The following is a 14,212-nucleotide window of genomic DNA, read 5'->3' on the forward strand; positions in this document are numbered from 1 at the left end:
TTGGGGCGCTGATGCTCACGTACGTCATCCAGGGGAGCCACCACGCATGAGCAACACCCAGTCGGCCTGCGCCGCCTCGCGCGTTCTCGAAGGCAAGGTCGCCATCATCACCGGTGCGTCCAGTGGGATCGGGGCGGCCGCCGCGCGGCTGTTCGCCCGGGAGGGTGCGGCCGTCGTGCTGACGGCCCGGCGCGCCGACCGGCTGCGGGCGCTGGCCGAGGAGATCGGCGCCGACGGCGGCCGGGCCCTGGCCGTACCGGCGGACGTGGCCTCGGCCGACGACGTCGAGCGGGTCGTCCGCACGGCCGTCGCCGCCTTCGGCCGCCTGGACTGCGCCTTCAACAACGCCGGGTTCGGCACCGCCGGCACCGAGCTGCACGAGACCGGCCAGGACGTCTACGAGCAGACCATGGACGTCAACGTGCGCGGGGTCTGGAACTGCCTGCGCTTCCAGATCCCCGAGATGCTCGGGGCCGGCGGCGGCACGATCGTCAACACGTCGAGTGTCGCGGGGCAGCGGGCGACCGGGGCGTCGGCGGCGTACGTGGCCGCCAAGCACGCCGTCCTCGGGCTCACCCGGGCCGCCGCGGCCGAGTACGCGCAGCGCGGCATCCGCGTCAACGCGCTGGTGGTGGGCAGCACCCGCACCGAGATGATGGACCGGGCCGTGCGGACGCTGCCGGAGCTGCGGGAGCGGTTCGAGGGCGAGACTCTCCAGAAGCGAATGGCCGGCCCCGCCGAGGTCGCCGAGGCCGCGCTGTGGCTGTGCAGCGACCGCTCCTCCTTCGTCACCGGCGCGGCGATGCCGGTCGACGGCGGCACGACGGCCGCCTGACACCTCCCGTCCGGACGATCTCTGGGGTTTTCCCTCGTCGCCCGGGCCGGGCTGCCGTGGAAGGATGGCGCAACCCACACATAACGAGGAGATGACCGCGTGCCTGGCACAAACCTGACTCGCGAAGAGGCGCAGCAGCGGGCGAAGCTGCTCACCGTTGACTCGTACGAGATCGATCTCGACCTCTCCGGCGCGCAGGAGGGCGGTACGTACCGGTCCGTGACCACGGTGCGCTTCGACGTCGCCGAAGCAGGCGCCGCTTCCTTCATCGACCTGGTGGCCCCGGCGGTCCACGAGGTCACCCTGAACGGCGACCCGCTCGATGCCGCCGAGGTCTTCGAGGACTCCCGGATCGCGCTGCCGGGCCTGCTGGCGGGCCGCAACGTCCTGCGGGTCGTGGCGGACTGCGCGTACACCAACACGGGCGAGGGCCTGCACCGGTTCGTCGACCCGGTCGACGAGCAGGCCTACCTCTACACCCAGTTCGAGGTGCCGGACGCCCGCCGGGTCTTCGCCAGCTTCGAGCAGCCGGACCTCAAGGCGACCTTCCAGTTCACGGTGAAGGCGCCGAGCGGCTGGACCGTCGTCTCCAACTCGCCGACGCCCGAGCCCAATGACTCGCTGCCCAACGTATGGACCTTCGAGCCGACGCCGCGCATCTCGTCGTACATCACCGCGCTGATCGTCGGCCCGTACCACTCGGTGCACAGCGTGTACGAGAAGGACGGGCAGAGCGTGCCGCTCGGCATCTACTGCCGGCCCTCGCTCGCCGAGTTCCTGGACTCGGACGCGATCTTCGAGGTGACCCGGCAGGGCTTCGACTGGTTCCAGGAGAAGTTCGACTACGCGTACCCGTTCAAGAAGTACGACCAGCTGTTCGTGCCGGAGTTCAACGCGGGCGCGATGGAGAACGCGGGCGCGGTGACCATCCGCGACCAGTACGTCTTCCGGTCCAAGGTGACCGACGCGGCGTACGAGACGCGGGCCGAGACCATCCTGCACGAGCTGGCCCACATGTGGTTCGGCGACCTGGTCACCATGGAGTGGTGGAACGACCTGTGGCTGAACGAGTCGTTCGCCACCTACACCTCCATCGCCTGCCAGGCGTACGCGCCCGGCTCGCGCTGGCCGCACTCGTGGACGACGTTCGCCAACTCCATGAAGACCTGGGCGTACCGGCAGGACCAGCTGCCCTCCACGCACCCGATCATGGCCGAGATCCGCGACCTGGACGACGTCCTCGTCAACTTCGACGGCATCACCTACGCCAAGGGCGCGTCCGTCCTGAAGCAGCTCGTCGCCTACGTCGGCATGGACGAGTTCTTCAAGGGCGTGCAGGCGTACTTCAAGCGCCACGCGTACGGCAACACGCGCCTGTCCGACCTGCTGGGTGCCCTGGAGGAGACCTCCGGGCGTGACCTGAGCACCTGGTCGAAGAAGTGGCTCCAGACCGCCGGGATCAACATCCTGCGCCCGGAGATCGAGACAGACGGCGAAGGAGGGGCCGGTGTCGTCACCTCCTTCGCCATCCGCCAGGAGGCCCCGGCGCTGCCCGCCGGCGCCAAGGGCGAGCCGATCCTGCGCCCGCACCGGATCGCGATCGGCCTGTACGACGTGGACGAGGCCAGTGGCAAGCTGGTCCGCGCCGACCGGATCGAGCTGGACGTGGACGGCGAACTGACCGCCGTACCGCAGCTGACCGGCCGCCGCCGGCCGGCGGTGTTCCTGCTCAACGACGACGACCTGTCCTACGCGAAGGTCCGCCTGGACGAGCGGTCGCTGCAGTTCGTGACGGAGCACCTGGGCGACTTCGAGTCCTCCCTGCCCCGCGCGCTGTGCTGGGCGTCGGCCTGGGACATGACCCGCGACGCCGAACTGCCCGCCCGCGCGTACCTGTCCCTGGTGCTGGCCGGCATCGGCAAGGAGTCCGACATCGGTGTCGTGCAGTCCCTGCACCGCCAGGTGAAGCTCGCCGTCGAGCTGTACGCCGACCCGACCGCCCGCGAGGCCCTGCTCACCCGCTGGACCGACGCCACCCTCGCCCATCTGCGGTCCGCCGCCCCGGCGAGCGACCACCAGCTGGCCTGGGCCCGCGCGTTCGCGGCGACCGCCCGCACCCCGGAGCAGCTGGACCTCCTGGACAGCCTGCTGGAGGGCACCCACACGATCGAGGGCCTGGCCGTCGACACCGACCTGCGCTGGGCGTTCGTGGAGCGGCTGGCGGCGGTCGGCCGGTTCGACGAGGCGGAGATCGCGGGCGAGTACGAGCGGGACAAGACGGCCGCCGGCGAGCGCCACGCGGCCACCGCCCGTGCCGCCCGTCCGACCGAGGAGGCGAAGGCCGAGGCGTGGGCGTCGGTCATCGAGTCCGACAAGCTGCCGAACGCCGTGCAGGAGGCGGTGATCGGCGGCTTCGTCCAGACCGACCAGCGTGAGCTGCTGGCGCCGTACACGGACCGGTACTTCGAGGTCCTGAAGTCGGTGTGGGACACCCGCTCGCACGAGATCGCCCAGCAGATCGCGATCGGCCTCTACCCGGCCCTCCAGGTCTCCGAGGAGACCGTCACCAAGACGGACACCTGGCTGGCCGCGGCCCAGCCGAACGCGGCCCTGGCCCGCCTCGTCTCGGAGTCCCGCGCGGGCGTCGAGCGCGCCCTGCGGGCCCAGGCGGCGGACGCGGCGGCCGAGTAGCGCGGCGAGTAGCGAGTAGCGAGTAGCCGACGGTACGACGAAGGGGGCGCCCGGGGCCGATGCCCCGGGCGCCCCCTTCCTCATGTGCACAGTCGTGCGGCGAGGTCCAGCATCGTGCGCACCCGCGGTCCGGTCAGGTGCCGTTGGCGTTGCTGTCCCCTGTGGTTTCCTTCTTGTCCAACGGGCGGATCTCGATCTTGGTAGGCATTTCAACTCCCCCTTTCGGTAAGGACGTTGATGGTCCCCATGGGAACTCCCGTCGTAACGGCTGTCAAGGGTGCCCCCGAGTCCCCCGCTCCCCATCACCCAGGGGGAGTCGAGTACCCGTGCTCACGCCCGGGGTGCCCGTGGGTTGCGAGCATCGGCGCAACGGCGCGGTACGGAGCGCCGGTTCGTCCAGTCGCGCACTCAGACCGTCACGGAGAACCCGTCATGTCCCGTCGTACCGCTCTGTCCGTCGCCGCCGGTGTCGTCGTCCTCACAGGCGCCGGGGCCTTCGCCCTCGCCTACGCGGGGGACCAGCCGCCCGCCTTCGCGCACAGCACCGCCCGCTACACCGCGCCCGCCGGGGGCCGGGACGGTTCGCTCACCTTCTCCACCGAGGTCACCGCGGCCTCCGGGGTGAAGAGCCTGAAGGTGCTGGCGTGGCGGGAGAAGTCCGGGTTCGCGAAGAAGCCGCCGACCGCCAAGGACATGGCCGAGGTGGAGTCGGCGGCCTGCGAGCCGGCCGAGACAGACACCACCCGGTGCGCGTACCGGGCCGCGGTGTCCGCCGCCGACGCCGCGTCGACCCCGCACGGCGCCTGGCACATCGCCGTACTCGCCACCGCCGAGGACGGCAGCACCACCCTGGACACCAGGGTGAGCGACTTCACCGTCGGCTGCGCCGGTCCGCCGCCGGTGGGATCCGCTCAGCCGACGTGCGCGGTCAGCGCCGACTCGATGTCCGCGCCCCGGGCGTCCTCCGCCGCCCAGGCCACGTACCCGTCGGGCCGCACCAGCAGCGTCGTACCGCGGTCGCTCGCCCAGTGCGCCACGGCCAGCCGGTCCGCGCGCCCCTCGCCCGCGTCGTACGACCCCGGGGTGACCAGGACGAACCGGCCACCGCGCAGAGCCTCGTAGAGACGGCCGCCGCCGGCCAGGGCGAGGTCGGGGACCCGGGCGCCGGTGACGGGGTGGGCGCCCCTCGGGGCCGGGTACCTGTAGCCGACGCCGGTGATCTGGCCCGTGATCCTGCGGCGGACGGGGGCGAGCCGGCCGAGGGCCGTGATGAGCGCGGCCCGCACCTGCAGCTGCCAGCCCTTGGCCATCGCGAGACGGACGAGCGCGCCGCTGCTGCGCAGGACCGACCTGCCGACGGGGTGGCGTTCGGCCTGGTAGGTGTCGAGCAGGTCGGGGGTGGCGTGGCCGTGCAGGACGGCGGTGAGCTTCCAGCTCAGGTTGGCCGCGTCCTGCAGACCGGTGTTCATTCCCTGGCCGCCGGCCGGGGTGTGCACATGCGCGGCGTCGCCGGCCAGGAAGACCCGGCCCACCCGGTAGCCGGGCGCCTGCCGCTCGTCGCTGTGGAAGCGGGACATCCAGCGGGCCTCGTGCATCCCGAAGTCCCGGCCCAGGACCAGCCGGGTGATCTCCCTGACCTCGTCGAGGTCGACCGGCTCGTGGTCGGGGACGTCGCGGCCGCGGTGCCAGCAGATGACCCGGTAGTAGCCGTCGCCGAAGGGCGCGAGGAAGACGAACGCGTCGCCGACCGCGGCGGCCGTGATCAGCGTCTCGGGCTTCTCGTCGAGCAGTACGTCGGCGAGGACGACGGACCGGATGGCCGACCGTCCCGGGAACGGCAGCCCGATCGCCTCCCGCACGGCACTGCGCATGCCGTCGGTGCCGACGACGTACGCGGCCCGCAGGTCCTCGGCGCCCTCGACGTGGACGGTGACCCCGTCGGCGTCCTGCGTCAGCCCCGTCACCTCGGACTCGTAGCGGAAGTCGACGCCCGCCTCGACCGCGCGGCGCTCCAGCACCTTCTCCACCTCGTACTGCGGGAGCACCAGCACATGCCGGAAACGGGAGGGGAGGCCGCCGAGGTCGAGGGTGAGCCCGTCGAAGAGGTTGAGCCGGGTCAGCGGCCGGCCGACGGCCTCCAGGTCGTCGGCGACGGCACGGGCGTCGAGCTGCTCCAGGGCGCGGGCGTGCAGGACGAAGGCGCGGGAGAGCTTGCTGGTCTTGTGGGGCCGCTTCTCCAGGAGGGTGACCGGGACGCCGGCGGCGGCGAGGTCACCGGCCAGGAGCAGGCCGGTGGGACCGGCGCCGACGACGATCACGTGGGGGGCGTGGGCGGCTTGGTCGGCGTGGGGGGCTTGGTCGGCGTGGGGGGCTTGGTCGGCGTGGGGGGCTTGGTCGGCGTGGGGGGCTTGGTCGGCGTGGGGGGCTTGAGGGGTGGGGCCAGTCGTGCCGTTCATGAGGGCCTCCTGGGGCGGCAACGCTCGTTGGCCCACGGTTGTGGGCCAACAGTTGTTGGCCAACGGCTGCGGGTCACCGTTTGTGGTCAACGGCTGCGGGTCACCGTTAGCTGGTCAACGGCTGTGGGCCTACGGGCGTTGGTCAACACTTGTTGGTCAACACTTGTTGGCAAGCATAGGGCGGGGCAGGCGCGAGAGTCAACAGGTGTTGGCCCACACTCGTTGGCCTACACTTGTTGGCCCACATATGTTGGCCTACGCTCGTTGGCATGACCGGCACCCCCAGCAGAAACACAGAGCCCACGAACGGCTCGGCGGCACGCCGCTCCGACGCCAGCCGCTCCGCCATCCTGGCCGCGGCCCGCGAGCGCTTCGCCACCGACGGCTACGAGCGGGCCACCATCCGCGCCATCGCCAGGGACGCGCACATCGACCCGTCCATGGTCATGCGCTACTTCGGCAACAAGGACGGCCTGTTCGCGGCGGCCGTCGCGCTCGATCTGCGGATGCCTGACGTGTCCCAGGTGCCGCGCACCGAGGTCGGGCGGGCGCTGGTGGCCCACTTCCTGACCCTCTGGGAGACGAACGAGGAGCTCACCGCGGTGCTGCGGGTCGGCATCACCAACAAGGCGGGGGCCGAGCGGCTGCAGGGCATCTTCCGGGAGCAGGTGGTACCGGTGGCCCAGCGGGTGTGCCCGGACCCCGAGCAGGTGCGGACACGGGCGGGGCTGTGCGCCGCGCAGTTGATGGGGCTCGCACTCACCCGTTACGTGCTGCGGCTGCCGCCGGTGGTGGCGCTGGCGCCGGAGGAGATCCTGGCATGGCTCGGGCCGACCCTGCAGCGGTATCTGACCGCGCCGAGCCCCTGAGCGACGCGCCGAGGGCGCCGGTCAGCTCCCGTACATCCCGTCGGGGGATGTACGGAAGGCGACCGGCGCCCTCGGTGGAGAAGCGGAGGTCAGGCCTTCGCCTTGGCCTTCGTCGTGCCCGGCTTGGTGACCCGGATCTTGGACTTGTCCAGCACCATGACCAGGCCCGCGATGACCGCGAACAGCACGAGCGGGATCAGGACGTAGAGACCCAGCGTCTCGATGACGCTCAGGCCATTGCCGGGGTCGTCGCCGTCGTCACGCGTGAGCGCGAGGGCAGGGGACGACATGAGCAGCATCATCAGCGTCGTACCGGCAGCCAGGGCGCCGGCGCGCAGGGCGTTCTTCTTGTCCACGTTGCCAAAGTTAGCGGGCCGACTTGAGGGGCGCGCGTCCGGGGTCCCCGTACGCGGCCCGCACACCACGGCGACCGTTCCGGGGCTGCCGCCCGGAGCTCCGTATCGGCCTGAACGGCCTCGTCCTCGCCCCTCCGACACCGGACGGGTTGCAGGTGCGTTGCAGATGCGGCTGGGCCCCGTCGCGACCGCCCGCCCGGCCGTCCGAGAACCGACACCGTCCGACCACCGCCTCACACCCCGGAACGAGCCGGAACGAGCCGGAACGAGCCGGACGGCGGTGCCGGTCAACCACCGGTCTCAACGGGTCTCAACCGGTCTCATGCCCCGGACGGGCTGGGAAGAGGCACCGCGCGGTCGTTCTCCTCCTGGTCGGGCGGGTTGTCCGACCGCAGTACCGCCAGGAGTGCCCGAACCCTCCCTGATTCCATCAGCTCCTCCAGTGTCACCGGGCGGCCCGTCGCATCGGCGATCGGGAGGCGCCAGTTCGGGTACTGGTCCCAGGTGCCGGGGAGGTTCTGGGGGCGGCGGTCGCCGACCGTGTCGGGGAGCCAGAGGCCGACCATGCGGGCCGGGGTGCGGAGCAGGAAGCGGTGGACGGCCTGGATCTCGGCCTCCTCGTCACCGGCGTCGGACACGGCCAGCAGGCCCAGCCTGGTCAGCAGGGCCAGCCACTCCGCCGTGTCGGCCGCCGCGTCCGCCCGCTCCTCGGCCACCGGACGGGTCAGCAGGCCCAGCCGGTCGCGGAGTTCGACGTGCTCGCCGGTGAGGCGGGCGGCGGTGGGCGGCAGGTCGTGGGTGGTTGCGGTGGCGAGGCAGTCGGCGCGCCAGCGCTCCGGGGGGAGCGGGCGGCCGTCGCCGTCCCAGTCCCGTTCGAACCAGAGCACCGACGTACCGAGCACCCCGTGCCGCTGGAGCGTCTCGCGCACCCCCGGCTCCACGGTGCCCAGGTCCTCCCCGATCACCACCGCCCCCGCCCGGGTCGCCTCCAGGGCCAGCAGGGCGAGCATGGCCTCGGCGTCGTAGCGGACGTAGGTGCCCTCCGTGGGCGGTCGGCCCTCCGGCACCCACCACAGCCGGAACAGGCCCATCACATGGTCGATGCGCAGGGCGCCGGCGTAGCGGAAGAGGGCGCGCAGCAGCTGGCGGTAGGGGGCGTGGCCGGAGGCGGCGAGGCGGTCGGGACGCCAGGGCGGCAGGCCCCAGTCCTGGCCGCGGGCGTTGAAGGCGTCGGGCGGGGCGCCGACGGACATCCCGGCGGCGAAGAACGCGCGCTGCGCCCAGGCGTCCGCGCCCTGGGGGTGCACGCCGACGGCGAGGTCATGCACGATCCCGACCGGCATCCCGGCCTCGCGGGCGGTGTGCTGGGCGGCGATGAGCTGGGTGTCGGTGAGCCAGGCGAGCCGCGAGTGGAAGGCGACCCGGTCACGCAGCCCGGCGCGGGCCCGGGCGGTCTGCGGTGAGCGGGGGTCGCGCAGGGCCTCGGGCCACCGGTGCCAGTCGGAGCCGTGCCGCTCGGCGAGCGCGTACCAGGTGGCGTGGTCCTCCAGGGCCGGTCCCTGTTCGGCGCGGAAGGCGTCGTAGGCGGCCTGCCGGGCGGGGGTGAGCGGTACGGCGGCCAGCGCCTCCAGCGCTTCCCGCTTCAGCTCCCAGACCGCGTCCCGGTCGATGTGGGCGCCCTGGTCGAGGACGGCGGCGCGCAGGCGCTCGGCGCGTTCCGCGAGGGCGGGGTCCGGGACGTACTCGGGGACGGACTCCAGTCGCAGATGCACCGGGTCGGGGAAACGGCGGGAGGAGGGGCGGTACGGGGAGGGGTCGGTCGGGGGGCCGGGCACGGCCGCGTGCAACGGGTTGACCTGGACGAATCCGGCACCGGCGGTGCGTCCTGCCCAGTCGGCCAGTTCGGCGAGGTCACCGAGGTCGCCCATGCCCCAGGAGCGGCGGGAGAGGAGCGAGTACAGCTGGACGAGGAGTCCGTACGAGCGGCCGGCCGGGGTGGGCAGCCGGTCGGGGGCGACGATCAGGTGGGCGCGGGCGGTACGGCCGTCGGGCGCGGCGGCGGTCAGCAGGTGCACGCCCGTCGGCAGGTCCCGTACGTCGTCCCGGGTCTCCCCGTCCTCCGTCCGTACCTCCAGCCGGGTACCGGCGGGCAGGTCGAGGGCGGGGTCGCCGGAGCCGGCCCAGTGGACGACCGTCGGCGGCAGCAGCCGTTCGGCGAGGTCCCGCTCCCGGTCGGCGAGGGCGGTGCGGACGGCCTCCGGGCCGCTCGCGTCGACGCCCAGGGCGGCCAGCGCGGCGGTCACGGCGCCGGCGGAGGCCGCGACCGTACGGTCCGGGGACGGGCTGTAGGAGGTGGCGACGCCGTGCAGCTCGGCCAGCCGGCACAGCCCCCGGTCCAGGGCTTCGCTCATCTACAACCCCGGCTCACTGGTCAGCGGGGTCGCGTCGGCGAGCGGCGGTTCGCTGGTGAGGGGCTCGGCGTCGGGCAGCGGCGGCTCGCTGGTCAGCGGCGCCTCCGCGCAGACGGTCTCGGCGCTGAACACACACAGACGGGACTCCTCCTCGGTCTCCACCGGGGGTTTGAACTGGGCCGGGATCGGATGGTGAACCGTTGCGGCCACGGTGGCCTCCTTGTCCTGACGTCGGGTACCGCGGCGTATGCCGCGTCTCGGCAGGCCTACCCCATCGTGGCGAGGGCACTCCCCACGGCCGTCCCAGCGCCCGGCGAACCGATCGCGTCCGGGTGATCGATAAAGACGGTGTGAGACTGTTCCGCCCCATGGGGGGCCACCGGGAGAACGACGAGACGGCCGACGGGGACGCGGCGCTGCTACGGGCCGTCGCGGCCGGCGACGGCTCGGCGCTGGCCGTCCTGTACGACCGCCACGCGGGCTGGCTGCACGCACGACTGACCCGGCGCTGCGCCGACCCCGAGGTGGTGCGGGAGGTGCTCCAGGACACCTTCGTCACGGTGTGGCGGTCGGCGGCCGGGCATCGCGGGCAGGAGGCCGGCGGCTGGCTGTGGACGATCGCCGCCCGCCGGCTGGTGGACGCCCGCCGGGTGCAGGAACGGGCCGCACGGGTGGAGCCCCTGCCCGACCCCGCCGTCACGCCCTCCGCGGAGGACCGGGTGCTCGCGGGCCTGGAGTACGGCGATGTCGGCACCGCCCTGGACCGGATCTCCCCCGAACTCCGCGAGGTGCTGCGGGCGACGGTCGTGGACGGCCTGAGCACCCGGGAGACCGCGCGGCTGCTCGGTATACCGGAGGGCACGGTCAAGTCCCGCGCGCTCCGGGCACGGGCCGAACTCCGCGCCGCCCTGGCCCAGTTGAACCCCTCGCCGATGGGAGGCCCGGCATGACGGCGATCTGGCACGCCTCGGACGACCTCACCCTGCGTTATGCCGACGGCTCCCTGCCGGAAACAGAAGCGTGGTCCCTGGAGAAGCACCTGGAAACCTGCACGACCTGCGCGACCCGAGTATCAGCGGCGGTGCGGAACACAGCAGCGGGACCGGCACTGGCGGAGATACGGGACCTGGTACTGGCAGAGGTGGGGGACTCGGCACCGACGGCCCCCACAACGCGCGCCATGGGGGCGCGGCGCTCTGACATGCGCGGCTCCGCCGCGTCGGCGCGACGAGCCCCCACCCGGCCGCACCGGCCCTCACGTCTCCACCCCGCCCTCTGGTCCCTGGGCCCCGCCCTGAGAGGCACCTGGCTGCTGGCCCTCCTCGCGGTAAGCCTCACCGCCCTCCTCCTGGACCGCGCCGCCGGTTACGAGGCCACCCGCACCCTCCTCCTCACCCTCGCCCCGGTCGTCCCCGTGGCCGGCGTGGCCCTCTCCTACGGCCCGCACGCCGACCCCCTGTACGAGATCACCGCGGCCACCCCCTCCGGCGGTCTGCGCCTCGCGCTCACCCGCACCGCCGCCGTCCTCGCCGTGAGCCTCCCCGCGCTGACCGTCACCGGCGCCGCGCTGCCCGCCTCGGGCGCCCCCGGCGCCGCCGACTGGCTGCTGCCGGGCCTCGCGCTGACCCTCGGCTCTTTGGCGCTCGCGTCCTACGTCGGCTGCCGTACCGCGACCGCGGTGATCGGGGGCAGCTGGCTGGCCGCCGTCCTCGTCCCGGCCGTCGCCGACCACGGCGGCCCGTTCACCGCACGGCTGGCCGGACAGCTGTCCGCCCGCTTCGACGGCACCCAGGCCGGCTGGGCCGCGGCCGCCGTCGCGTGCGCCGCGCTCCTGGCCGTCCGCCGGGGCGCCTACGACCACTTGGAGAACCGTTGAGCATACGAGTGACCGGCCTGTGCGTCCGGCACCGCCGGACCGTCGCCCTGGACTCGGTCGACCTCGCGCTCGGCACCGGCGTGCACGGGCTGCTGGGTCCGAACGGCGCCGGGAAGACCTCGCTGATCAGGGTGCTGGCGACGGTCGCCAGGCCGACCGCGGGCCGGGTGCAGTTGCTCGGCCGGGACACCGCCGGGCATCGCGCCCTCGGCGAGGTACGCGCCCGGCTGGGCTATCTGCCGCAGGAGTTCGGCTACTACCCGGGGTTCACGGTGCGGGAGTTCGTGGCGTACGTGGCCTGGCTGAAGGAGATGCCGGCCGCCGAGGTCCCGGCGGCCGTGGAGCGGGCGGTGACCCGGGTCGGGCTCGCCGACCGGGCCGACGCGAGGATCCGGACGCTGTCGGGGGGCATGGTCCGCCGGGTCGGCATCGCGCAGGCGGTCGTCAACGAACCGGAGGTCCTGCTGCTCGACGAGCCGACCGCCGGCCTGGACCCCGAACAACGCGTGGAGTTCCGCGAGTTGCTGCGCGAGCTGGGCGCCTCGGCGACCGTGGTCGTCTCCACCCACCTGGTGGAGGACGTGGCGGCGGCCTGTACGGAGGTCACCCTTCTGGACGCGGGCCGGGTCGCCTACCGGGGCACACCCGAAGCGCTGGCCGCCCTGGGCGAGGTGTCCGACGGCCCCGGCGATCATCCCATCGAGCGCGGCTACACGACGGCCCTGCGCACCCACCGCACCACGGAGGCGCTGCGATGAACGCCATGACACAGGCGGCGGCGCCTTTCCGTACGGAAGCCCGCCGGGGTTTCGCCCCCTGGGCCGGGCTCACCGTGCTGCTGACGCTGGGCGTGCTGCTCGCCGCGTCGGCCGACAAGTGGCAGGGCGGCTGGGCGGAGACGGCCGTCCAGCTGCACAACGCCGTGCTGATCACGGTTCCGGCGGCCGCGGCGGCGGGTTGCTGGCAGGGCGGGCGGGAGCGGCGGCGCCGTACGGAGGAGCTGTGGGGGACGGCGGTACGGCCGCCGCTGGCCCGGTTCCTGGTGTCCGCGCTGCCGACGGCGCTCTGGGTGGTCGCCGGGTACGCGGGCGCGACGGGGCTGGCGCTGCTCGCGACCTGGCCGTACGCCTTGGGGGACGGTCCCCGGCTGACCCTGGTGCCCACCGACGCGTTCGTGTCGGGGGCCGCGGTGCTGGTCGGTCATGCGGTGGGGCGGCTGGTGCCCTCACGGCTCGCGGCTCCGCTGCTGGCGACGGCCGGGTATGTCGGGCTGGGGCTGACGGCGGCGGCGCACGAGGGGGCCGGGCGGTATCTGAACCCCGCGTTCTCGGTCATGGAGACCCAAGTGCCGGTGTGGTGGCAGCCGTCCGCGATGGCGGTCTGGGCGGGAGGCCTGGCGGGGGCGGCCGTACTGGCGTACGCGGCCGGGCGCCGGTGGACCGCCCTGCTGCCGCTGGCCGCCGCGACGGCCGCCGCCGTGCTGCTCACGCAGACCGGGGACGGGCTGTGGCGCACCGACCCGCTCGTCCACCGGCAGATGTGCGACGCGTCCGTCACCCCGGCGGTGTGTGTGAACGCCCGGTACGCGGGTGCCCTCCCGCGGCTCACCGAGGCGCTGTCGGGCGTCACCGGCAGGCTGGAGGGCGTACGGAACCTGCCGGTGCGCTGGGCGGACCGGTACGGCGAGCCGCGCGAGGACGAGGCGCAGCTGCCGTCCCTGACGCCGCTCGGCTGGTCGTTCGTGCGGGGGCGGCTGACCGATCCCGGGATGTTCGCGCGGCAGGCGGTGGGGGCGCTGGAGCTGCGCGGCGACTGTCCGGACGAGCTGTCGGACAAGCGGATCGACCGGGCCGACGACGCGGTCGAGAACTACCTCTCGCCCGAGCCCTCACAGGAGGATTTCGACCGCCTGGAGGCCCACGGCGACGCGGAGCACCGGGCCGCGCTGGCCGAGCGGCGCGCCGCCCGGGCCCGGCTGGCGGCGATGAGCGGTGCGGAACGCCGAAGCTGGCTGTCGGCGTACTTCGCGGCCCGGGCCGCGTGCGACCCGAAGGGGGTGCCGGCCCTGTGAACTCCGTCCGGCGACCACTCGCTCTCTACGCCCGCTCCCGCGCGGTTCCCGCCAGCCTCGTCGCGCTCGCCGGGACGGCCGCCTTCGCCGTCTGGGCGGCGGCCCGCCTGAACGGTTTCCTGGACCCCGACCGCCGGGTGCCGGTGGTCGCGCTGGCCCCGCTGCTGGCGGCCGCGGTGATCGGGGTGAGCCTGTACTCGCCCTCCGACGAACTGGACCGCACGGCGGTACGGCCGTGGTGGCCGCGCCGGCTGGCCCAGCTGGCCGGGCTCACCGCGCTCGCGGCCGTGCTGCTGCCGCTGGCGGTGCTGGGGCATCCGGAGACCTTCGGGCCACCGGCCGTGATCCGCAACACGCTGGGCTGTACCGGGGTGACGGCCGCGGCGGCGGTGCTGCTCGGCGCCCGGCTGAGCTGGCTGCCGGCCTTCGGTTACGTCAGTGCCGTGTACCTGGGCGCGGCGGGGGCGCGCGGAAGCGCGGCGACGGTGTGGGCGTGGCCCGTGCAACCGGGCGCGCAACCTGGCGCCTGGGCGGCGGCGCTGGGGGCGTTCGCGGTGGGCGGTGCGCTGTATGTCGTACGCGGTGCCCGCACCGAAGGGCCCCGTGGCTGAAGCGGGCAGCCACGGGGTATGCGAAAGCCCGGATCG

12 protein-coding genes and 1 pseudogene are annotated in these 14,212 nt (G+C 73.6%); 9 read left to right on the top strand and 4 right to left on the bottom strand.

The window, feature by feature from the left end:
- Positions 1 to 46 precede the first annotated feature (46 nt).
- The 3 genes and pseudogenes from AB0D59_RS39135 to AB0D59_RS39145 all read left to right on the top strand — a co-directional run.
- Entirely contained in the window at positions 47 to 835 is a 789-nt protein-coding gene (locus AB0D59_RS39135) for a glucose 1-dehydrogenase (protein WP_362575767.1), read from the top strand.
- A gap of 99 nt (positions 836 to 934) precedes the next feature.
- The gene (gene pepN, locus AB0D59_RS39140) at positions 935 to 3,526 is read left to right on the top strand and encodes an aminopeptidase N (RefSeq protein WP_362575769.1); all 2,592 of its coding nucleotides are present in this window, start codon (positions 935 to 937) and stop codon (positions 3,524 to 3,526) included.
- A 432-nt stretch (positions 3,527 to 3,958) separates the two neighbouring features.
- Positions 3,959 to 4,339: pseudogene (locus tag AB0D59_RS39145) on the top strand (DUF5707 domain-containing protein); the annotation flags it as partial.
- Positions 4,340 to 4,437: 98 nt separating this feature from the next.
- On the opposite strand, the gene AB0D59_RS39150 reads toward AB0D59_RS39145, so the two are convergent.
- Positions 4,438 to 5,982: an FAD-dependent monooxygenase gene (locus AB0D59_RS39150; RefSeq protein ID WP_362575771.1), complete on the bottom strand. Its 1,545-nt coding sequence runs from the start codon at positions 5,980 to 5,982 to the stop codon at positions 4,438 to 4,440.
- A 269-nt stretch (positions 5,983 to 6,251) separates the two neighbouring features.
- On the opposite strand from AB0D59_RS39150, the gene AB0D59_RS39155 reads away from it, so the two are divergent.
- Positions 6,252 to 6,851, top strand: a complete 600-nt coding sequence (locus tag AB0D59_RS39155; RefSeq protein ID WP_362575773.1) for a TetR family transcriptional regulator — start codon at positions 6,252 to 6,254, stop codon at positions 6,849 to 6,851.
- An 89-nt stretch (positions 6,852 to 6,940) separates the two neighbouring features.
- Here the strand turns inward: AB0D59_RS39155 and AB0D59_RS39160 are convergent, their stop codons facing one another.
- From AB0D59_RS39160 to AB0D59_RS39170, 3 genes are all read right to left on the bottom strand, one after another.
- Positions 6,941 to 7,207: a hypothetical protein gene (locus AB0D59_RS39160; protein ID WP_362575775.1), complete on the bottom strand. Its 267-nt coding sequence runs from the start codon at positions 7,205 to 7,207 to the stop codon at positions 6,941 to 6,943.
- Between the two features lie 320 nt (positions 7,208 to 7,527).
- On the bottom strand, positions 7,528 to 9,618 hold the full coding sequence (malQ, locus tag AB0D59_RS39165) for a 4-alpha-glucanotransferase (RefSeq protein WP_362575777.1): 2,091 nt from the start codon (positions 9,616 to 9,618) through the stop codon (positions 7,528 to 7,530).
- Positions 9,619 to 9,804, bottom strand: coding sequence for a hypothetical protein (locus AB0D59_RS39170; protein WP_362575837.1), 186 nt, complete (start codon positions 9,802 to 9,804; stop codon positions 9,619 to 9,621). It lies immediately after the preceding gene.
- Positions 9,805 to 9,986: 182 nt separating this feature from the next.
- Between AB0D59_RS39170 and AB0D59_RS39175 the strand changes: the two genes are divergently transcribed.
- Genes AB0D59_RS39175 through AB0D59_RS39195 form a run of 5 tightly spaced genes read left to right on the top strand, consistent with a single transcriptional unit; the run spans position 9,987 to position 14,176 of the window.
- The gene (locus tag AB0D59_RS39175; protein ID WP_362575839.1) at positions 9,987 to 10,568 is read left to right on the top strand and encodes an RNA polymerase sigma factor; all 582 of its coding nucleotides are present in this window, start codon (positions 9,987 to 9,989) and stop codon (positions 10,566 to 10,568) included.
- Positions 10,565 to 11,494: a zf-HC2 domain-containing protein gene (locus AB0D59_RS39180; RefSeq protein ID WP_362575779.1), complete on the top strand. Its 930-nt coding sequence runs from the start codon at positions 10,565 to 10,567 to the stop codon at positions 11,492 to 11,494. The genes AB0D59_RS39175 and AB0D59_RS39180 overlap by 4 nt, the downstream gene beginning before the upstream one ends.
- Positions 11,491 to 12,252 carry an ABC transporter ATP-binding protein gene (locus tag AB0D59_RS39185; protein WP_362575781.1) on the top strand — a complete coding sequence of 254 codons (762 nt, stop codon included), beginning with the start codon at positions 11,491 to 11,493 and terminating at the stop codon, positions 12,250 to 12,252. The genes AB0D59_RS39180 and AB0D59_RS39185 overlap by 4 nt, the downstream gene beginning before the upstream one ends.
- The gene (locus AB0D59_RS39190) at positions 12,249 to 13,565 is read left to right on the top strand and encodes a hypothetical protein (RefSeq protein WP_362575782.1); all 1,317 of its coding nucleotides are present in this window, start codon (positions 12,249 to 12,251) and stop codon (positions 13,563 to 13,565) included. Before AB0D59_RS39185 ends, AB0D59_RS39190 begins: the two co-directional genes overlap by 4 nt.
- Positions 13,562 to 14,176, top strand: a complete 615-nt coding sequence (locus tag AB0D59_RS39195; protein WP_362575784.1) for a hypothetical protein — start codon at positions 13,562 to 13,564, stop codon at positions 14,174 to 14,176. Before AB0D59_RS39190 ends, AB0D59_RS39195 begins: the two co-directional genes overlap by 4 nt.
- Positions 14,177 to 14,212: the final 36 nt, after the last annotated feature.

The sequence above is a fragment of the Streptomyces sp. NPDC048417 genome, from assembly GCF_040651615.1.
Taxonomy (GTDB): Bacteria; Actinomycetota; Actinomycetes; order Streptomycetales; family Streptomycetaceae; genus Streptomyces.

Bases quoted from the DNA above. Each gene is read 5' to 3' on its own strand.
- AB0D59_RS39150 (WP_362575771.1), bottom strand. From the start codon at position 5,982: ATGAACGGCACGACTGGCCCCACCCCTCAAGCCCCCCACGCCGACCAA.
- AB0D59_RS39175 (WP_362575839.1), top strand. From the start codon at position 9,987: ATGGGGGGCCACCGGGAGAACGACGAGACGGCCGACGGGGACGCGGCG.
- AB0D59_RS39180 (WP_362575779.1), top strand. From the start codon at position 10,565: ATGACGGCGATCTGGCACGCCTCGGACGACCTCACCCTGCGTTATGCC.
- malQ (WP_362575777.1), bottom strand. From the start codon at position 9,618: ATGAGCGAAGCCCTGGACCGGGGGCTGTGCCGGCTGGCCGAGCTGCAC.
- AB0D59_RS39155 (WP_362575773.1), top strand. From the start codon at position 6,252: ATGACCGGCACCCCCAGCAGAAACACAGAGCCCACGAACGGCTCGGCG.
- AB0D59_RS39190 (WP_362575782.1), top strand. From the start codon at position 12,249: ATGAACGCCATGACACAGGCGGCGGCGCCTTTCCGTACGGAAGCCCGC.
- AB0D59_RS39135 (WP_362575767.1), top strand. From the start codon at position 47: ATGAGCAACACCCAGTCGGCCTGCGCCGCCTCGCGCGTTCTCGAAGGC.